The 18,813-nt window shown below is 34.6% G+C and carries 32 protein-coding genes; all 32 read left to right on the forward strand.

What is annotated here, in order from left to right; all coding sequences use genetic code 11:
- Positions 1-8 precede the first annotated feature (8 nt).
- Entirely contained in the window at positions 9-626 is a 618-nt protein-coding gene (gene rplC, locus PMI10_RS01255; protein WP_007803612.1) for a 50S ribosomal protein L3, read from the forward strand.
- Positions 626-1,255 (forward strand): 50S ribosomal protein L4, encoded by a 630-nt coding sequence (gene rplD, locus PMI10_RS01260; protein WP_007803620.1) that lies wholly within the window; start codon positions 626-628, stop codon positions 1,253-1,255. The genes rplC and rplD overlap by 1 nt, the downstream gene beginning before the upstream one ends.
- Positions 1,256-1,262: 7 nt before the next feature.
- The gene (gene rplW / locus PMI10_RS01265) at positions 1,263-1,553 is read left to right on the forward strand and encodes a 50S ribosomal protein L23 (protein ID WP_007803621.1); all 291 of its coding nucleotides are present in this window, start codon (positions 1,263-1,265) and stop codon (positions 1,551-1,553) included.
- Positions 1,554-1,562: 9 nt separating this feature from the next.
- Positions 1,563-2,387, forward strand: coding sequence for a 50S ribosomal protein L2 (gene rplB / locus PMI10_RS01270; protein ID WP_007803623.1), 825 nt, complete (start codon positions 1,563-1,565; stop codon positions 2,385-2,387).
- A gap of 6 nt (positions 2,388-2,393) precedes the next feature.
- Positions 2,394-2,672, forward strand: coding sequence for a 30S ribosomal protein S19 (gene rpsS, locus PMI10_RS01275; protein ID WP_007803626.1), 279 nt, complete (start codon positions 2,394-2,396; stop codon positions 2,670-2,672).
- A gap of 6 nt (positions 2,673-2,678) precedes the next feature.
- Complete coding sequence (gene rplV / locus PMI10_RS01280; RefSeq protein ID WP_007803631.1) at positions 2,679-3,092, forward strand: 50S ribosomal protein L22; 414 nt, start codon at positions 2,679-2,681, stop codon at positions 3,090-3,092.
- Positions 3,093-3,097: 5 nt separating this feature from the next.
- Positions 3,098-3,859, forward strand: a complete 762-nt coding sequence (gene rpsC, locus PMI10_RS01285) for a 30S ribosomal protein S3 (RefSeq protein ID WP_007803635.1) — start codon at positions 3,098-3,100, stop codon at positions 3,857-3,859.
- Positions 3,860-3,878: 19 nt separating this feature from the next.
- Complete coding sequence (gene rplP, locus PMI10_RS01290) at positions 3,879-4,304, forward strand: 50S ribosomal protein L16 (RefSeq protein WP_007803637.1); 426 nt, start codon at positions 3,879-3,881, stop codon at positions 4,302-4,304.
- A gap of 13 nt (positions 4,305-4,317) precedes the next feature.
- Positions 4,318-4,509: a 50S ribosomal protein L29 gene (gene rpmC, locus PMI10_RS01295; protein ID WP_007803639.1), complete on the forward strand. Its 192-nt coding sequence runs from the start codon at positions 4,318-4,320 to the stop codon at positions 4,507-4,509.
- A 17-nt stretch (positions 4,510-4,526) separates the two neighbouring features.
- Positions 4,527-4,787 (forward strand): 30S ribosomal protein S17, encoded by a 261-nt coding sequence (rpsQ, locus tag PMI10_RS01300; protein WP_007803646.1) that lies wholly within the window; start codon positions 4,527-4,529, stop codon positions 4,785-4,787.
- Between the two features lie 2 nt (positions 4,788-4,789).
- On the forward strand, positions 4,790-5,158 hold the full coding sequence (rplN, locus tag PMI10_RS01305; RefSeq protein WP_007803649.1) for a 50S ribosomal protein L14: 369 nt from the start codon (positions 4,790-4,792) through the stop codon (positions 5,156-5,158).
- Between the two features lie 11 nt (positions 5,159-5,169).
- The gene (rplX, locus tag PMI10_RS01310) at positions 5,170-5,484 is read left to right on the forward strand and encodes a 50S ribosomal protein L24 (RefSeq protein ID WP_007803650.1); all 315 of its coding nucleotides are present in this window, start codon (positions 5,170-5,172) and stop codon (positions 5,482-5,484) included.
- 2 nt (positions 5,485-5,486) lie between these two features.
- Positions 5,487-6,038: a 50S ribosomal protein L5 gene (gene rplE / locus PMI10_RS01315; RefSeq protein ID WP_007803652.1), complete on the forward strand. Its 552-nt coding sequence runs from the start codon at positions 5,487-5,489 to the stop codon at positions 6,036-6,038.
- 3 nt (positions 6,039-6,041) lie between these two features.
- Positions 6,042-6,311 (forward strand): 30S ribosomal protein S14, encoded by a 270-nt coding sequence (gene rpsN, locus PMI10_RS01320; RefSeq protein WP_007803655.1) that lies wholly within the window; start codon positions 6,042-6,044, stop codon positions 6,309-6,311.
- Between the two features lie 104 nt (positions 6,312-6,415).
- Positions 6,416-6,814 (forward strand): 30S ribosomal protein S8, encoded by a 399-nt coding sequence (gene rpsH / locus PMI10_RS01325; protein WP_007803657.1) that lies wholly within the window; start codon positions 6,416-6,418, stop codon positions 6,812-6,814.
- An 18-nt stretch (positions 6,815-6,832) separates the two neighbouring features.
- On the forward strand, positions 6,833-7,375 hold the full coding sequence (gene rplF / locus PMI10_RS01330) for a 50S ribosomal protein L6 (protein WP_007803659.1): 543 nt from the start codon (positions 6,833-6,835) through the stop codon (positions 7,373-7,375).
- Between the two features lie 11 nt (positions 7,376-7,386).
- The gene (gene rplR, locus PMI10_RS01335) at positions 7,387-7,737 is read left to right on the forward strand and encodes a 50S ribosomal protein L18 (protein WP_007803661.1); all 351 of its coding nucleotides are present in this window, start codon (positions 7,387-7,389) and stop codon (positions 7,735-7,737) included.
- 3 nt (positions 7,738-7,740) lie between these two features.
- Entirely contained in the window at positions 7,741-8,265 is a 525-nt protein-coding gene (rpsE, locus tag PMI10_RS01340; RefSeq protein ID WP_085950271.1) for a 30S ribosomal protein S5, read from the forward strand.
- 12 nt (positions 8,266-8,277) lie between these two features.
- Positions 8,278-8,460 (forward strand): 50S ribosomal protein L30, encoded by a 183-nt coding sequence (gene rpmD, locus PMI10_RS01345; RefSeq protein ID WP_007803665.1) that lies wholly within the window; start codon positions 8,278-8,280, stop codon positions 8,458-8,460.
- An 11-nt stretch (positions 8,461-8,471) separates the two neighbouring features.
- Positions 8,472-8,924 (forward strand): 50S ribosomal protein L15, encoded by a 453-nt coding sequence (gene rplO, locus PMI10_RS01350; protein WP_007803667.1) that lies wholly within the window; start codon positions 8,472-8,474, stop codon positions 8,922-8,924.
- Positions 8,925-8,936: 12 nt separating this feature from the next.
- Entirely contained in the window at positions 8,937-10,283 is a 1,347-nt protein-coding gene (gene secY, locus PMI10_RS01355; RefSeq protein WP_007803669.1) for a preprotein translocase subunit SecY, read from the forward strand.
- 7 nt (positions 10,284-10,290) lie between these two features.
- Positions 10,291-10,506, forward strand: coding sequence for a translation initiation factor IF-1 (gene infA / locus PMI10_RS01360; protein WP_007136545.1), 216 nt, complete (start codon positions 10,291-10,293; stop codon positions 10,504-10,506).
- A 12-nt stretch (positions 10,507-10,518) separates the two neighbouring features.
- Positions 10,519-10,635 carry a type B 50S ribosomal protein L36 gene (ykgO, locus tag PMI10_RS21810; protein WP_072945378.1) on the forward strand — a complete coding sequence of 39 codons (117 nt, stop codon included), beginning with the start codon at positions 10,519-10,521 and terminating at the stop codon, positions 10,633-10,635.
- A 2-nt stretch (positions 10,636-10,637) separates the two neighbouring features.
- Positions 10,638-11,012 carry a 30S ribosomal protein S13 gene (gene rpsM, locus PMI10_RS01365; RefSeq protein ID WP_007803675.1) on the forward strand — a complete coding sequence of 125 codons (375 nt, stop codon included), beginning with the start codon at positions 10,638-10,640 and terminating at the stop codon, positions 11,010-11,012.
- A gap of 8 nt (positions 11,013-11,020) precedes the next feature.
- Positions 11,021-11,404 carry a 30S ribosomal protein S11 gene (gene rpsK, locus PMI10_RS01370; protein ID WP_007803677.1) on the forward strand — a complete coding sequence of 128 codons (384 nt, stop codon included), beginning with the start codon at positions 11,021-11,023 and terminating at the stop codon, positions 11,402-11,404.
- A 91-nt stretch (positions 11,405-11,495) separates the two neighbouring features.
- Positions 11,496-12,101, forward strand: coding sequence for a 30S ribosomal protein S4 (gene rpsD, locus PMI10_RS01375; protein ID WP_007803679.1), 606 nt, complete (start codon positions 11,496-11,498; stop codon positions 12,099-12,101).
- Between the two features lie 21 nt (positions 12,102-12,122).
- Positions 12,123-13,115, forward strand: a complete 993-nt coding sequence (locus PMI10_RS01380; protein WP_026109818.1) for a DNA-directed RNA polymerase subunit alpha — start codon at positions 12,123-12,125, stop codon at positions 13,113-13,115.
- 36 nt (positions 13,116-13,151) lie between these two features.
- The gene (gene rplQ / locus PMI10_RS01385) at positions 13,152-13,640 is read left to right on the forward strand and encodes a 50S ribosomal protein L17 (RefSeq protein ID WP_007803683.1); all 489 of its coding nucleotides are present in this window, start codon (positions 13,152-13,154) and stop codon (positions 13,638-13,640) included.
- A 238-nt stretch (positions 13,641-13,878) separates the two neighbouring features.
- Positions 13,879-14,997, forward strand: a complete 1,119-nt coding sequence (gene carA / locus PMI10_RS01390; protein WP_007803685.1) for a glutamine-hydrolyzing carbamoyl-phosphate synthase small subunit — start codon at positions 13,879-13,881, stop codon at positions 14,995-14,997.
- A gap of 101 nt (positions 14,998-15,098) precedes the next feature.
- The gene (eno, locus tag PMI10_RS01395) at positions 15,099-16,391 is read left to right on the forward strand and encodes a phosphopyruvate hydratase (protein ID WP_007803687.1); all 1,293 of its coding nucleotides are present in this window, start codon (positions 15,099-15,101) and stop codon (positions 16,389-16,391) included.
- A gap of 157 nt (positions 16,392-16,548) precedes the next feature.
- Positions 16,549-17,826 carry a citrate synthase gene (locus PMI10_RS01400; protein WP_007803689.1) on the forward strand — a complete coding sequence of 426 codons (1,278 nt, stop codon included), beginning with the start codon at positions 16,549-16,551 and terminating at the stop codon, positions 17,824-17,826.
- A 68-nt stretch (positions 17,827-17,894) separates the two neighbouring features.
- Entirely contained in the window at positions 17,895-18,809 is a 915-nt protein-coding gene (locus PMI10_RS01405; protein ID WP_007803692.1) for a dimethylarginine dimethylaminohydrolase family protein, read from the forward strand.
- Positions 18,810-18,813 lie beyond the last annotated feature (4 nt).

Here is an 18,813-nt window from a genome sequence, read left to right on the forward strand (position 1 = left end):
TAATATTTATGTCTGGGTTAATTGGTAAAAAAATCGGCATGACTAGTATTTTCGACGAAAACGGGAAAAACATTCCTTGTACAGTAATCGAGGCTGGGCCGTGTGTTGTTACCCAAGTCAGAACCAAAGGTGTTGACGGGTACGAAGCGTTGCAACTTGGTTTCGATGACAAAAACGAGAAACATTCCACTAAAGCGGCTTTAGGTCACTTTAAAAAAGCTGGAACTGTTGCTAAGAAAAAAGTCGTTGAATTTCAAGATTTTGCAACTGAACAAAAATTAGGAGATCTTATTGATGTTTCTATTTTTGCTGAAGGAGAATTTGTAGATGTACAGGGTGTATCTAAAGGTAAAGGTTTTCAGGGGGTTGTTAAACGTCACGGATTTGGTGGTGTTGGACAAGCAACTCACGGTCAACACAACCGTTTAAGAGCGCCAGGTTCTGTGGGAGCTTCTTCTTATCCATCCAGAGTATTCAAAGGAATGCGTATGGCTGGAAGAATGGGAGGAGACAATGTAAAAGTTCAAAACCTTAGAGTTTTAAAAGTAGTTGCTGAAAAGAATCTGCTTGTTATTAAAGGATGTGTTCCTGGACATAAAAACTCTTATGTAATCATTCAGAAGTAATGGAAGTAAAAGTATTAGATTTCAACGGAAAAGATACTGGAAGAAAAGTTCAACTTTCTGATTCAGTATTCGCAATTGAACCAAATAATCACGCTGTATACCTTGATGTTAAGCAATATCTTGCTAATCAAAGACAAGGAACTCACAAAGCAAAAGAAAGAGCTGAAGTGACAGGAAGTACACGTAAGATTAAAAAACAAAAAGGAACAGGTACAGCTCGTGCGGGAAGTATCAAAAATCCATTGTTTAAAGGTGGTGGAACAATTTTCGGACCAAGACCAAGAAGTTATTCATTTAAATTGAATAAAGGCTTGAAAAGATTGGCAAGAAAATCAGCTTTCTCAATCAAAGCAAAAGAGTCGAATATCATCGTTCTTGAAGACTTTGGATTTGAAGCTCCAAACACTAAAAATTTCATTAACGTTTTGAAAGCTTTAGGGTTAGAAAATAAAAAATCTCTATTTGTGTTGGGAGAGTCAAATAAAAATGTATATTTGTCGTCACGCAATTTAAAGGCTTCTAATGTCGTAACTAGCTCAGAATTAAGCACTTACGCTATTTTAAACACTAATAATTTAGTGCTTTTAGAAGGTTCTTTGGAGTTAATCGAAGAAAATTTAAGCAAATAATAGGAGTATGAGTATCATAATTAGACCTATAGTAACAGAAAAAGTAACCAAAGAAAGTGAAGTTTTAAACCGCTTCGGATTCGTTGTTGACAAAAAAGCAAACAAAGTTCAAATTAAGAAAGCTATTGAAGCTGCTTATGGAGTAACTATCGTTTCAGTTAATACGATGAACGTAAGACCGGACAGAACTACAAAATACACTAAAAGTGGTTTAATCAGTGGAAAGACAAATGCAATTAAGAAAGCAATTGTTCAAGTACAAGAAGGAGAAACAATTGATTTTTACAACAATATCTAAGATAGAAAAATGTCAGTAAGAAAATTAAAACCTATTACCCCAGGTCAGCGATTTAGAGTTGTGAATGGTTATGACGCCATTACAACTGATAAGCCGGAACGCTCTTTGATAGCGCCGATAAAAAACTCTGGAGGTAGAAATAGTCAAGGAAAGATGACCATGCGTTATACGGGTGGTGGTCACAAGCAGAGATATCGTATTATTGATTTCAAAAGAACTAAAGACGGAATTCCGGCTACAGTGAAATCAATCGAATATGATCCAAATCGTACTGCATTTATCGCTTTATTAGCTTATGCTGATGGTGAGAAAACTTATGTTATCGCTCAAAACGGATTGAAAGTAGGTCAGAAATTAGTTTCTGGTCCGGAATCTCAACCTGAAATTGGTAACACATTACCTTTAAGCAGAATTCCTTTAGGAACTGTAATCTCTTGTATTGAGTTACGTCCAGGTCAGGGAGCGGTAATCGCTCGTTCAGCTGGTACATTTGCTCAGTTAATGGCAAGAGATGGAAAATATGCTACAATTAAAATGCCATCTGGTGAAACAAGATTGATCTTGTTAACTTGTTCGGCTACAATTGGAGCTGTTTCTAATTCAGACCACCAATTAGTTGTATCAGGAAAAGCTGGTAGAACAAGATGGTTAGGAAGAAGACCTAGAACAAGACCTGTTGCAATGAACCCTGTTGATCACCCGATGGGTGGTGGAGAAGGACGTTCTTCTGGTGGACATCCACGTTCAAGAAATGGAATACCAGCAAAAGGTTATAGAACTCGTTCTAAGAAAAACCCGAGTAACAAGTATATCGTAGAACGTAGAAAGAAATAATAAGATATGGCACGTTCATTAAAAAAAGGACCTTTCGTTCATTATAAGTTAGACAAGAAAGTTCAGGAAAACATTGAAAACGGAAACAAAGGAGTAGTAAAGACTTGGTCTAGAGCTTCTATGATTACTCCAGACTTTGTTGGACAAACAATCGCAGTTCATAACGGTCGTCAATTTGTACCAGTTTACGTAACAGAAAACATGGTAGGTCACAAATTAGGAGAATTTTCACCAACTAGATCTTTTAGAGGTCATGCTGGAGCAAAAAATAAAGGTAAAAAATAAGAAGCAATGGGAGTTCGTAAAAGAGAAACAGCAGATGCGAGAAAAGAGGCTAATAAGTCTATTGCTTTCGCAAAATTGAATAACTGCCCTACTTCACCTAGAAAAATGCGCTTAGTAGCGGACTTGGTAAGAGGTCAGAAGGTAGAAAGAGCACTTAACATCTTAAGATTCAGTTCTAAAGAGGCTTCAAGAAAATTAGAGAAACTATTATTATCTGCAATCAACAACTGGGAGCAAAAAAATAGTGAAGGTAATTTAGAAGAAGCTGGATTATTTGTTAAAGAGATCAGAGTAGATGGTGGAATGATGTTGAAAAGACTTCGTCCAGCTCCACAAGGTCGTGCACACAGAATAAGAAAACGTTCTAATCACGTAACAATCGTGCTTGGAGCTATCAATAACACACAAAGCAATTCTTAAGCAGCATGGGACAAAAGACAAATCCAATTGGAAATAGACTTGGTATCATCAGAGGGTGGGACTCAAACTGGTATGGTGGAAATGATTACGGTGACAAACTTGCCGAAGATCACAAAATCAGAAAGTATATCCACGCTCGTTTATCAAAAGCTAGTGTATCAAAAGTAATCATCGAGAGAACTTTGAAACTTGTAACCGTTACTATCACTACTGCCAGACCTGGTATCATTATCGGAAAAGGCGGACAAGAGGTAGACAAGTTGAAAGAAGAACTTAAGAAAGTTACTGACAAAGAGGTTCAAATCAACATTTTTGAAATTAAAAGACCTGAATTAGATGCTTATCTTGTGGCGACAAGCATCGCTCGTCAAATCGAAAGCCGTATCTCTTACAGACGTGCAATCAAAATGGCTATTGCTGCTTCTATGCGTATGAACGCTGAGGGTATCAAAGTTTTGATTTCTGGTCGTTTGAATGGTGCTGAGATGGCACGTTCGGAAGGTTTCAAAGAAGGTAGAATTCCTCTATCAACTTTCAGAGCTGACATTGATTATGCTTTGGCTGAAGCTCATACTACTTATGGTAGAATGGGTATCAAAGTATGGATCATGAAAGGTGAAGTTTATGGAAAGAGAGATCTTTCTCCACTTGCAGGAATGGATAAAAAACAATCTGGAACTGGTGGTGGTAAAGGTGGAGATTCTCCGAGAGGAGACAGAAAACCTTTTAATAAAGGTGGTAAACCAGACGCTCGTAAAAGAAAGTAAATTTTTAAACTAAAGAAAAATGTTACAGCCTAAAAGAACAAAATACCGTAAGGTACAGAAAGGTAAAATGAAAGGTAACTCTCAAAGAGGGCATGAACTTTCTAATGGAATGTTTGGTATTAAATCTGTACATGAAGATGGAATGTTCTTAACGTCTCGTCAAATCGAAGCTGCGCGTATTGCTGCAACTCGTTTCATGAAGAGAGAAGGACAATTATGGATCAAAATATTTCCAGACAAACCAATTACTAAGAAGCCTCTTGAGGTACGTATGGGTAAAGGTAAAGGTGCCGTTGAATATTGGGCTGCCGTTGTTAAACCCGGAAGAATTATGTTTGAAGTTGGAGGAGTTCCTTTATCAGTTGCAAAAGAGGCTTTACGTCTTGCAGCTCAAAAGCTTCCAGTAAAAACTAAGTTCGTCGTTGCTAGAGATTTCGAAGCATAATTTATATTATATTATGAAACAATCAGAAATAAAAGATCTTTCTGCAGCGGAGTTGCAAGAAAAACTTAGTCAAACTAAGAAGATATATGCTGACCTAAAAATGGCCCACGCTATTTCTCCAATTGAGAACCCACTTCAAATTAGAAGTGTAAGAAGAACAGTTGCAAGATTGGCTACAGAGCTAACTAAAAGAGAGTTACAATAATTGTATTCTGCTGAAAGATGGAAGAAAAAAGAAATTTAAGAAAAGAAAGAATAGGTGTTGTTACTTCAAATAAAATGGATAAATCTATTGTTATTGCTGAAGTAAGAAAAGTAAAACACCCATTATACGGTAAGTTCGTGTTGAAAACAAAGAAATACGTTGCACACGACGAAACAAACGACTGTAACATTGGAGATACTGTAAGAATTAGCGAAACGCGTCCTTTAAGTAAAACAAAATGTTGGAGATTAGTTGAAATCTTAGAAAGAGCTAAATAATTATGGTACAACAGGAATCAAGACTAAAAGTAGCAGATAACACGGGAGCAAAAGAAGTTTTAACCATCCGTGTTTTAGGAGGTACCAAAAGAAGGTATGCCTCTGTTGGTGACAAGATTGTAGTATCTATTAAAGATGCAACTCCTAACGGTAACGTTAAAAAAGGAGCTGTTTCAACTGCAGTTGTTGTACGTACCAAAAAAGAAGTGAGAAGAGCTGATGGTTCTTATATCCGTTTCGATGATAATGCATGTGTTCTTTTGAACGCTGCAGGGGAAATGAGAGGAACACGTGTTTTTGGTCCGGTAGCAAGAGAACTTCGTGAAAAACAATTCATGAAAATTGTATCATTAGCACCAGAAGTGCTTTAATTCGTTTTAAGATGATAAAGCTAAAAATAAAATCAGGAGATATCGTAAGAGTTATTGCTGGAGACCATAAAGGTGCTGAAGGTAAAGTTTTACGTGTTTACCGTGAGAAAAATAAAGCGATAGTTGAAGGTGTAAACATGGTTTCGAAACATACAAAACCAAGTGCTAAAAACCCTCAAGGTGGTATCGTTAAGAAAGAAGCTTCTATACAAATATCTAACATTTCACTAATTGATCCTAAAACTAAGGAAACAACTAGAGTTGGTATTAGAGTAGAAGGAGATAAGAAAGTAAGATTTTCAAAAAAATCTAATCAAGTACTATAGTAATGGCATATACACCTAGACTAAAAGAAGAATATAAGAGTAGAGTAATCTCTGCTCTTAAAGAGGAATTCGGATATACAAACGTAATGCAAGTTCCAAAATTGGAAAAAATCGTTTTGAGCCGTGGAGTTGGTGCAGCTGTATCTGATAAAAAACTTATTGACTATGCAGTTGATGAGTTAACAAAGATCACTGGACAAAAAGCAGTATCTACAATTTCAAAGAAAGACGTTGCGTCATTCAAATTGAGAAAAGGGATGCCTATTGGAGCAAAAGTTACTTTGCGTGGTGAAAGAATGTATGAGTTTTTAGATAGACTTGTTACTTCTGCTTTGCCACGTGTTAGAGATTTTAGTGGTATCAAAGCTACTGGTTTCGACGGAAGAGGTAATTACAACCTTGGAGTTTTGGAGCAAATCATTTTCCCTGAAATTGATATTGACAAAGTAAACAAAATTTCAGGAATGGATATTACATTTGTTACTACTGCAAAAACAGACAAGGAAGCAAAGTCATTATTGGCTGAATTAGGATTACCTTTTAAAAAGAATTAAGACATGGCTAAAGAATCAATGAAAGCCCGTGAGGTGAAAAGAGAGAAAACGGTAGCTAAGTATGCTGAGAAAAGAAAAGCTTTGAAAGAAGCTGGAGATTTTGAAGGTCTACAAAAATTACCTAAAAATGCTTCACCAGTTCGTTTACACAATCGTTGTAAATTAACAGGTAGACCAAGAGGTTATATCCGTCAATTTGGTATTTCACGTGTAACTTTCCGTGAGATGGCTAATAATGGATTAATTCCCGGAGTTAAAAAGGCATCTTGGTAATCTCGCAATAAGTTACTACTTTTGCAAACCAAAAAATAATTTTAATTGATTAAAGGTTCGGGAGGCGAGTGCCTCCCGAAAACCATAGTCGCAATCAAATACATATGTATACAGATCCTATTGCAGATTATTTGACTAGAGTTCGTAACGCTGTGGCTGCAAACCACAAAGTTGTTGAAATTCCAGCTTCTAATCTAAAAAAAGAAATAACTAAGATCTTATTTGATCAAGGTTATATCTTGAGTTACAAATTTGAGGACAACACTGTTCAGGGTTCAATCAAAATCGCTTTGAAGTATGATAAAGATACTAAAGAGCCAGTAATTAAAGATATCCAAAGAATTAGTAAACCTGGTTTACGTAAATATGCAGGTGCTGCCAAATTACCAAGAATCCTTAATGGATTAGGAATTGCTATTGTTTCTACATCAAAAGGTTTGATGACCGGAAAACAAGCTAAGCAATTAAATGTAGGTGGTGAAGTAATTTGTTACGTATACTAATTTTAAAGACTAAATAAGATGTCAAGAATAGGTAAAAGCCCAGTTGTAGTCCCTGCCGGTGTAACTGTAGAAGTTAAAGACGGTATCATTACAGTAAAAGGAAAAAAAGGTCAACTAACTCAGGAGTTTTCGGACATTACTGTAAAAGTTGAAGGCGATCAGGTTCTATTAGAGAGATCGTCTGATCATAAAGACCAAAGAGCAAAACACGGATTATACAGATCATTAATCAATAATATGATAATTGGTGTATCTGAAGGTTTTACAAAAGAACTTGAATTAGTTGGAGTAGGTTACAGAGCTTCAAACCAAGGTCAGAAATTAGATTTAGCTCTTGGGTATTCTCACAATATTGTTTTAGAAATTGCTCCGGAAGTAGCTTTAGAAACAATATCTGAAAAAGGAAAAAACCCTATCGTAAAATTAACATCATTTGATAAACAACTTTTAGGTCAGGTTGCTGCGAAAATCAGAGGTTTCCGTAAGCCTGAGCCGTACAAAGGAAAAGGTGTTAAATTTGTGGGTGAAGTATTAAGAAGAAAAGCAGGTAAATCAGCTTAAAAAATAAGATTATGTCATTAACAAAATCTGATAGAAGACAGAGAATTAGATTCAGAATTAGAAAATCGATTAGTGGTACTGCTACTAACCCAAGACTATCTGTATTTAGAAGTAACAAAGAAATTTATGCTCAACTTATTGATGATGTAAATGGAGTTACTATATTGGCTGCATCTTCAAGAGAAAAAGAAATAGGAAAAGGTACTAACGTTGAAATCGCTGCTGCTGTTGGAAAATTAGTTGCAGAGAAAGCGTTAAAAGCCGGGATTGATACCATCACTTTTGATAGAGGTGGATATTTATATCACGGTCGTATTAAATCATTAGCAGAAGGCGCAAGAGCGGCTGGACTTAAATTCTAATATATTATGTCTAAATACAAAAATGTAGAATTGGTAAAACCAAGTGGTCTTGAACTTAAAGATCGTCTGGTAAGTGTTAATCGTGTTACTAAAGTTACAAAAGGTGGTAGAGCTTTCGGTTTTTCTGCTATTGTAGTTGTAGGTGATGAAAACGGAGTAGTTGGTCACGGATTAGGAAAATCTAAAGACGTTTCTGAAGCAATTGCGAAAGCAGTAGAAGATGCTAAGAAAAATTTAGTAAAAATTCCTTTGAACGGACAATCAGTTCCTCACGAACAAAAAGGTAAATTTGGTGGTGCACGTGTATTTTTAATTCCTGCTTCTCATGGTACAGGAGTTATTGCTGGTGGAGCTGTTCGTTCAGTTCTTGAATCAGTAGGTATTCACGATGTATTATCTAAATCTCAAGGATCATCAAATCCTCATAACGTGGTTAAAGCAACTTTTGATGCTTTATTACAAATGAGAAGCGCTTATACTGTTGCAAAACAAAGAGGTGTTTCTTTAGAAAAAGTTTTTAAAGGTTAATTCAAGGAAATTATGGCTAAATTATTAGTAAAACAAGTAAGAAGCAAAATCAACTGCCCTCTTTCTCAAAAGAGAGGTTTGGAAGCTTTGGGTCTACGTAAAATGGGACAAGTTGTAGAGCATGATTCAAACCCTGCTATCCTTGGGATGATAAACAAAGTTAAACACTTAGTTTCTGTCGAAGAAACTAAATAACAAATACTGTTATGAATTTAAGTAACTTACAACCAGCTGAAGGGTCAACACACAATCAAAATAAAAGATTAGGTAGAGGAGAGGGTTCTGGAAAAGGTGGTACTTCTGCAAGAGGTCACAAAGGAGCAAAATCTCGTTCTGGTTATTCTAAAAAGATTGGTTTTGAGGGAGGGCAAATGCCACTTCAAAGACGTGTGCCTAAGTTTGGTTTCACAAACATCAACCGTAAAGAATACGAAGGTGTTAATTTAGATACGCTTCAATTATTAGTAGACAATGGTGTAATTACTGATTCTGTTTCTATGACAGATTACGTAGCAAACCGTCTAGCTACCAAAAACGAAATCGTTAAGATTTTAGGTAGAGGAGAATTGAAAGCAAAATTAAAAGTAACTGCTCACAAATTTACTGCTACTGCAAAAGCTGCTATTGAAGCTGCTGGTGGAGAAGCTGTAACAATATAATTTTTCTATTGTATGAAGAAATTTATTGAATCAATAAGTAATGTTTGGAAAATCGAAGAACTGAAAAACAGAATCCTGATTACATTAGGTTTGCTTTTAGTATATCGTTTTGGAGCACACGTTACGCTTCCTGGAATTGACGCAACTCAATTGACTGGTTTAGCGGGACAAACAAAAAATGGTTTAGGATCTATCTTAGACATGTTCACCGGAGGTGCATTCTCTAAAGCTTCAGTTTTTGCTTTAGGTATCATGCCTTATATTTCTGCGTCTATTGTTGTTCAGTTAATGGGAATTGCGATTCCATATTTACAAAAACTTCAAAACGATGGAGAAAGCGGTAGAAAAAAGATTAATCAAATTACCCGTTGGTTAACTATTGCTATTACATTGGTTCAAGGTCCGACTTATATCTATAATTTATACAGAACACTACCTAGCAATGCATTTTTGCTAGGGTTCAACTCTCCTGAGTTTTTGTTTTCTTCTGTTATTATCTTGGTTACAGGTACTATTTTTGCTATGTGGCTTGGAGAAAAAATTACTGATAAAGGAATTGGAAATGGAATTTCATTATTGATTATGGTTGGTATTTTGGCTCGTTTACCACAAGCTTTTATACAAGAATTTACAACCAGAGTTACGAATAACAACGGTGGTCCGATGTTATTGGTTATTGAAATTATTGTATGGTTGTTAGTTATCATTTCTTGTGTATTGCTTACAATGGCAGTACGTAGAATTCCAGTTCAGTACGCTCGTCGTACAACTACAGGAGATTACGAACAGGATTTAGCAGGTGGTAATAGACAATGGATTCCACTTAAGCTTAATGCTTCAGGGGTTATGCCAATCATTTTTGCTCAGGCAATTATGTTTATTCCTGCTGCTGTAGCCGGATTGTCTAAATCAGATACATCACAATCTATTGTTGGAGCATTTAGTAATATGTTTGGGTTTTGGTATAATTTTGTTTTTGCAACTTTAATTATTGTATTTACATTCTTCTATACTGCGATCACAGTACCTACTAACAAAATGGCTGATGATTTAAAAAGAAGTGGTGGTTTTATTCCGGGTGTTAGGCCTGGAGCAGAAACTTCAGACTTTCTTGATAAAGTGATGTCTTTAATAACTTTCCCAGGATCTTTATTCCTTGCTTTGATTGCTGTGTTCCCAGCTATTGTTGTAAGTATTATGGATGTACAACAATCTTGGGCAATGTTTTTTGGAGGTACCTCTTTAATAATTATGGTTGGAGTTGCAATAGATACTATTCAACAAATCAATTCATACTTGTTAAACAAACATTATGATGGTTTAATGAAGACTGGTAAAAATAGAAAAGCGGTAGCTTAATATATTTATGGCAAAACAATCAGCAATAGAACAAGACGGATCAATCATCGAAGCATTGTCAAATGCGATGTTCCGTGTAGAATTAGAAAATGGACATATTGTAATTGCTCATATTTCTGGTAAAATGCGTATGCATTACATCAAATTATTACCTGGTGATAAAGTGAAACTGGAAATGAGCCCTTATGACTTGTCAAAAGCAAGAATTACTTATCGATATTAAAGGATATTCACTATGAAAGTTAGAGCATCAGTAAAAAAGAGAAGTCCCGAGTGCATCATTGTGCGTAGAAAAGGGAGATTGTACGTAATAAACAAAAAGAATCCTAGATTTAAACAAAGACAAGGATAATTATGGCAAGAATAGCAGGGGTAGATATCCCAAAAAATAAGAGAGGTGTTATAGCACTTACCTATATCTTCGGATTAGGAAGAAGTAGAGCAATTGAGATTTTAGAGAAAGCTCAAGTTAGCCAAGATAAAAAAGTTCAAGATTGGAATGATGATGAGATCGGAGCAATTCGTGATGCTGTTTCATTTTACAAAATTGAAGGAGAATTACGTTCTGAAGTTTCTTTGAACATCAAACGTTTGATGGATATTGGATGTTACAGAGGTATCCGTCATAGATCTGGTCTTCCTTTAAGAGGGCAAAGAACTAAAAATAACTCTAGAACAAGAAAAGGTAAAAGAAAAACTGTTGCTAACAAGAAAAAAGCAACTAAATAATAAGTAATATGGCTAAAGCAACTGCAAAAAAACGTAAAGTTATCGTTGAATCAACGGGTGAAGCTCATATTTCTGCCACTTTCAACAACATCATTATTTCTTTGACTAATAAGAAAGGTGAAGTTATTTCTTGGTCTTCAGCTGGTAAAATGGGTTTCAGAGGTTCTAAAAAGAACACTCCGTACGCAGCTCAAATGGCAGCAGAAGATTGTAGTAAAGTAGCTCTTGAGGCAGGACTTAAAAAAGTTAAAGTTTATGTAAAAGGACCAGGAAACGGACGTGAGTCTGCTATCCGTTCTATTCATAACGGTGGAATTGAAGTTACAGAGATTATTGATGTTACTCCAATGCCTCACAACGGATGTCGTCCTCCAAAGAGACGTAGAGTTTAATAATATATTTAAGTATAACAAGGTAGAATAAACGATTATCGAAGGATATGACCTGAATTCATAATCTCTACCTTAAATTTAATTTTTAGAAATGGCAAGATATACTGGTCCAAAAACTAGAATTGCTCGTAAATTTGGCGAAGCAATCTTCGGAGATGACAAATCTTTCGAAAAAAGAAATTACCCACCTGGACAACACGGGATGGCTAAAAAAAGAGGTAAAAAATCTGAGTACGCTGTTCAGTTAATGGAAAAGCAAAAAGCTAAATATTCTTATGGAATTTTAGAAAAACAATTCAGAGGTTTATTCAAAAAAGCATCAGCTACTAAAGGTGTTACTGGTGAGGTTCTTTTACAATTATGTGAAGCAAGATTAGATAATGTTGTTTTTAGAATGGGAATTGCTCCATCTCGTAGAGGTGCTAGACAATTAGTTTCTCACAGACACATTACTGTAAATGGTGAAGTTGTAAATATTCCTTCTTACCACCTTAAGCCTGGTGATAAAGTTGCAGTTCGTGAAAAATCTAAATCTTTAGAAGCTATCGAACGTTCTTTGTCAAATTCAAGTCATGTTTATGAATGGATTACCTGGAACAATGATCTTAAAGAAGGAACTTTTGTTTCTGTACCTGCAAGATTACAAATTCCAGAAAACATTAAAGAACAATTAATCGTAGAGTTGTACAACAAATAATAATTGACTTAGTCGAAATTTATGGCAATATTTAATTTTCAAAAGCCCGATAAAGTTATCATGATCGATTCAACCGATTTTGAAGGTAAATTCGAATTTAGACCTTTAGAACCTGGTTATGGATTGACAGTTGGTAATGCACTTAGAAGAGTTTTGCTTTCAGCATTAGAAGGTTATGCAATTACATCTGTTCGTATCGAAGGTGTAGATCATGAGTTTTCTACTATTTCAGGTGTTGTTGAAGATGTTACCGAAATTATCCTTAATCTAAAACAAGTACGTTTTAAACGTCAAATTGAAGATATCGATAATGAAGCAGTTACAATTTCTGTTTCTGGTAAAGATCAATTGACAGCAGGTGATTTTCAAAAATTTATTTCAGGTTTTCAAGTTTTGAATCCAGACCTTGTAATCTGTAATTTAGATTCTAAAATCAAATTGAACTTCGATCTAACAATCGAAAAAGGTAGAGGATACGTTCCTGCTGAGGAGAACAAAAAACAGAATGCGGCAATTGGTACTATTTTTACAGACTCAATTTTTACTCCGGTAAAAAATGTAAAATATGCAATTGAAAACTTCCGTGTAGAGCAAAAAACAGATTATGAAAAATTAGTTTTTGAAATTAAAACTGATGGTTCTATTAATCCAAAAGATGCTCTTACTGAAGCTGCTAAAGTTTTAATTCACCACTTCATGTTGTTTTCTGACGAAAGAATTACACTCGAGGCTGACGAAATTGCACAAACAGAATCGTATGATGAAGAGTCATTGCATATGAGACAATTGCTTAAAACTAAGCTTGTTGATATGGATTTATCTGTGAGAGCATTAAATTGCTTGAAAGCGGCTGAAGTTGATACACTTGGTGATTTAGTATCGTTCAATAAAAATGACCTGATGAAATTCCGTAATTTTGGTAAAAAATCTTTAACTGAACTTGATGAACTTGTTGCAGTTAAAAATTTAACTTTCGGAATGGATTTAGCTAAATACAAACTAGATAAAGAATAATTCAATCCCGCTTGCGGGATTAAATTTAAAATAGCAATGAGACACGGAAAAAAATTCAATCACTTAAGCAGACAGACTGGACATAGAAAAGCTATGTTAGCTAATATGGCTTGTTCTCTTATTGAGCACAAACGTATTAACACTACTGTTGCTAAGGCTAAAGCGCTTAAACAATTCGTTGAGCCTTTAATCACAAAATCAAAAGAAGATACGACTCACAATCGTCGTATTGTTTTTGCTTACTTACGTAGCAAATATGCGGTAACTGACTTGTTCAGAGACGTAGCTGCTAAAGTTGGAGACCGTCCAGGTGGATACACTCGTATCATTAAAGTTGGAAATCGTTTGGGAGATAATGCTGATATGGCAATGATCGAACTTGTAGATTTCAATGAACTTTACAATGGAGGTAAAAAAGAAGTTAAAAAAGCAAAAAGCCGTCGTGGTGGTAAAGCAAAAAAAGCTGAGGAAACTACTGAAGCTCCAGCTGCTGAGTCAGAAACGACTACTGAAGCTTCTGAATAATTATGAAAGTAATGATTCTATAAAAATCAAGGATAAGCTAATTTTTAGTTTATCCTTTTTTTTTAAATGAATTCAAAATTTAACTTATTTCTCTTATGGGGTTTTATTTTTATGAATGAAATTTTTAAAAAATCTTGGAGGCACTCTTTTAAAAAAGTAAATTTGCAAAATATCTAATTATAAATAAACGAGCCTACCGCTTGTTTTAGAAGACGATAAAAAACAATACAATTAAAGAATGAAATACACGACACGACAAAGCGCCATTTTATTACTAAGTGATGGAACTATTTTTCACGGAAAATCTATCGGAATTAGCGGTAAAACTTTTGGTGAAGTTTGTTTTAATACTGGAATGACAGGATATCAGGAGATTTTTACGGATCCTTCTTATTTTGGACAAATTATGGTGGCGACCAATGCTCATATTGGGAACTATGGTGTTAATGATTTGGAAATTGAATCTGATAGCATCAAAATTGCTGGTTTAGTTTGTAAAAACTTCAGCTTTAATTATTCGAGAGAAGATGCTTCCGGAAGTTTAGAGGACTATTTTATTAAGCAAAATTTAATTTGTATTTCTGATGTTGATACAAGAGCGCTTGTAAGTTATATTCGTGACAACGGAGCTATGAATACTGTTATTTGTACTGATGGAACTTCGATTGAAGAATTGAAAAAAGAATTGGCTAATGTGCCAAACATGGAAGGTTTAGAGTTGGCATCAAAAGTATCAACTACTAAGCCTTATTTTTTTGGAGATGAAAATGCAACTTATAAAATCTCTGCATTAGATCTTGGAATTAAAAAGAACATACTAAGAAACCTTGCTAAAAGAGATTGTTATATTAAAGTTTTTCCATATAACTCAACCTATAAAGATTTAGCTGAATTTAATCCAGACGGATATTTCTTGTCGAATGGTCCTGGGGATCCAGATCCACTTTTTGGAGCTATCGAAGTTGCAAAAGAAATTTTAGCAAACGATAAACCTTTATTTGGGATTTGTTTAGGACATCAGGTTATTGCTTTGGCAAATGGTGTTCAGACTTATAAAATGTTTAACGGTCACCGAGGGATAAATCATCCTGTAAAAAATATTATGACAGGGAAAGGAGAAATCACCTCTCAAAATCATGGTTTTGCTGTAAATAAAGAGCAATTAGATAATCATCCTGATTTAGAAATAACACATTTACACTTAAATGATGGTACAGTCGCAGGTATGCGTATGAAAAATAAGAACTGTTTTTCAGTACAGTATCATCCGGAAGCAAGTCCCGGACCTCACGATTCATCATATTTATTTGATCAATTTGTTGAGAATTTAAAACAAGTCGAATCTAAAACGATGTAGTTAATAAAAAAAGATATTTAATTATTAAATATGGTATTTAGTATTAGATATTTTTATAATTTCGAAAAATATTTATAATTTATTAATAAAAAACAAAAATAATGAGTATTATAATAAAAGTTCACGCAAGACAAATTTTTGATTCTAGAGGAAATCCTACCATTGAAGTTGATGTAATTACAGAGAATGGTGTTTTAGGAAGAGCTGCTGTTCCATCTGGAGCTTCAACTGGAGAACATGAAGCTGTTGAATTACGTGACGGAGGGAAAGCGTTCCTGGGGAAAGGGGTTTTGAATGCAGTGAATAATGTAAATACTGTTATTGCTGAAGAATTAGTTGGAACTTCTGTTTTCGAACAAAATACTATCGATCAATTAATGATTGATTTAGACGGAACGCCAAATAAATCTAAATTAGGAGCTAATGCTATTTTAGGAGTTTCATTAGCTGCTGCAAAAGCCGCTGCTAATGAACTTGGATTGCCATTATACAGATATGTTGGTGGAGTTTCTGCTAATACATTACCAGTTCCGATGATGAACATCATCAATGGTGGTTCTCATTCTGATGCACCTATCGCGTTTCAGGAATTTATGATTTTCCCGGTGAAAGCGACTTCTTTTTCTCATTCTATGCAAATGGGAACAGAGATTTTTCACAGTTTGAAAAAAGTATTACATGACAGAGGTTTGAGTACTGCTGTTGGCGACGAAGGAGGTTTTGCTCCAAACTTAGCCGGGGGTACTGAAGATGCTTTAGATACAATTAAAAAGGCAGTTGAAAATGCAGGATATTCTTTTGGAGACGAAATTATGATTGCTCTTGACTGTGCAGCTTCTGAATTTTATGTAAACGGTAAGTATGATTATACTAAATTTGAAGGTGAAACTGGAAAAATCAGAACTTCTGAAGAACAAGCTTCTTACTTGGCTGAATTAGCTGCTAAATATCCAATTATTTCTATCGAAGACGGAATGTATGAAGATGACTGGGATGGCTGGAAACTGCTTACAGAAAAAATTGGTGATAAAGTGCAATTAGTAGGTGATGATTTATTTGTTACTAATGTTGAGCGTTTATCTACAGGTATTGAAAAAGGAATTGCAAATTCAATTTTAGTAAAAGTAAACCAAATTGGTACTTTAACTGAGACAATTGCAGCTGTAAATATGGCTAAAAATGCAGGATATACTTCAGTTATGTCTCACCGTTCTGGAGAAACTGAAGATAATACTATTGCTGATTTAGCTGTAGCTTTAAACTGTGGACAAATTAAAACAGGTTCAGCTTCTCGTTCTGATCGTATGGCAAAATACAATCAATTATTAAGAATTGAAGAAGAATTAGGAAGTACCGCTTATTTTCCGGGGTTAAAAGCTTTTAAAATCAAATAATCGTAAGAGTTATATTGTAGAATCAAGGCCATTCGTGAAAACGAATGGTTTTTTTTTGGAGTTTTAACAAATTGATGGCATTATTCCTTTTTTAATTAGTCTTAAATTCCTTAGATTTGATAAATTATTATTTTAAAGAATTATTTCCGATTATATTATGTCAAAAATAGCTACATTAGAAGTAGATGGTAAGAAAATTGAGCTTCCGGTAATCACGGGGAGTGAAAATGAATCAGCTATCGATATTAACAAATTACGTGATTTAACTGGTATTATTACTCTAGACCCGGGATATAAGAATTCTGGTTCTTGTAAAAGTGAAATCACATTCTTAGACGGAGAATTAGGAATTTTGCGTTACAGAGGATATTCAATCGAAGATTTAGCTGAAAAAGCGAACTTCTTAGAAGTGTCTTATCTTTTAATTTTTGGTGAATTACCAACAGCTCAGGAATTGGAGCAGTTTGAAAATGGTATTAAAAAACATACTTTGGTAAACGAAGAGATGAAAAATATCATTGATGGTTTTCCAAAAACAGCTCACCCGATGGGTGTTTTATCTGCTTTGACAAGTGCTTTAACAGCATTTAATCCAAAAGCTGTAAATGTTGATAATGAAAAAGAAATGTACGAGGCCATTTGTAAAACAATGGGTAAATTTCTTGTAATTGCTACGTGGACTTATAGAAAATCTATGGGTTATCCGTTGAATTATTACGACAATACACAAGGGTATGTAGAAAACTTTATGCAATTAATGTTTAAATTGCCTACAGGACCTTATGCAGCAAATCCGGTTATTGTGGATGCATTGGATAAATTGTTTATTCTTCATGCAGATCACGAGCAAAACTGTTCTACATCAACAGTAAGAATGGTTGGTTCATCTCATGCTGGTTTATTTGCTTCTATTTCTGCAGGAGTTTCTGCTCTTTGGGGGCCACTTCACGGAGGAGCTAATCAAGCTGTTCTTGAAATGTTAGAAGAAATTAATAAAGATGGCGGTGATACTGATAAATTTTTAGCGAAAGCAAAAGATAAAAATGATCCGTTCAGATTAATGGGATTTGGTCACAGAGTTTATAAAAACTTTGATCCAAGAGCAAGAATAATCAAAAAAGCAGCTAAAGAAGTGTTAGAAACTTTGGGTGTTGAAGATCCTATTTTAGAAATTGCTAAAAAACTAGAATCTGCTGCTTTAGAGGATGATTACTTCAAATCAAGAAACTTATATCCAAACGTAGATTTCTATTCTGGAATTATATACAGAGCATTAGGGATTCCTACTGATATGTTTACTGTAATGTTCGCTATCGGAAGATTACCGGGATGGATTGCACAATGGAAAGAAATGAGAGAAAATAAAGAACCAATTGGAAGACCAAGGCAAATTTACACTGGCCATCCATTGAGAGATTTTAAATCTAATAAATAAAATCACCTTAAAAGCTTCACGTAACTGTGAAGCTTTTTTTTATCTTTGCTACAAAATCTAATAAGTTTATGTTGCAATTAAATATAAAGAACGAAACGTCAAGATTGCGTACTGTAGTTTTGGGTTCAGCCGTTCATAATGGGCCAACTCCTTTAATTCATGAGGCCTATGATCCTAAATCGTTGGAGCATATAAAAGCAGGAACGTATCCTCTGGAAAAAGATATGGTAGTTGAAATGGATGCTTTTAATGCCGTTTTTCAACAATATGATGTAACTGTTCATCGTCCGGAAATGATAGAGAATTACAATCAGATTTTTACGAGAGATATTGGTTTTGTAATTGATGATGTTTTTATAAAATCGAATATTTTACCAGACAGAGAGCGTGAACTCGACGCTATTCAGTATGTAATAGATCAGATTGATCCCTTGAAAGTGGTTCGTCCGCCCGAAGAAGTTCATATAGAGGGTGGGGATGTTATGCTATGGAATGAACATATTTTTGTTGGAACTTATAAAGGAAGTGATTATAAAGATTACATTACAGCCAGAACTAATATGTATGGAGTGAATTTTATTAAAGAATTATTCCCGAATAAAATAGTAAAAGAGTTTGATTTGGTTAAATCTAAAATTGAAGCCAGAGATAATGCTTTGCATCTTGATTGTTGTTTTCAACCAGTTGGGAAAAACAAAGGAATTATTTATAAAAGAGGTTTTCGTGAAGAAGCTGATTATATGTATTTGGTGAATCTTTTTGGAAAAGAAAATTTATTTCACATAGAAAGAAACGAAATGTATAATATGTTTTCGAATGTCTTTTCAATTGATGAAAATATAGTAGTTTCAGAAAAAAACTTTACCAGATTGAATAACTGGTTACGAGCAAACGGTTTTATAGTAGAAGAAATTCCATATGCTGAAATTGCTAAACAAGAAGGGTTGTTGAGATGCTCGACTTTACCTTTAATCAGAGATTAATTTT

The sequence above is a fragment of the Flavobacterium sp. CF136 genome (assembly GCF_000282055.1).
Lineage (GTDB): Bacteria > Bacteroidota > Bacteroidia > Flavobacteriales > Flavobacteriaceae > Flavobacterium.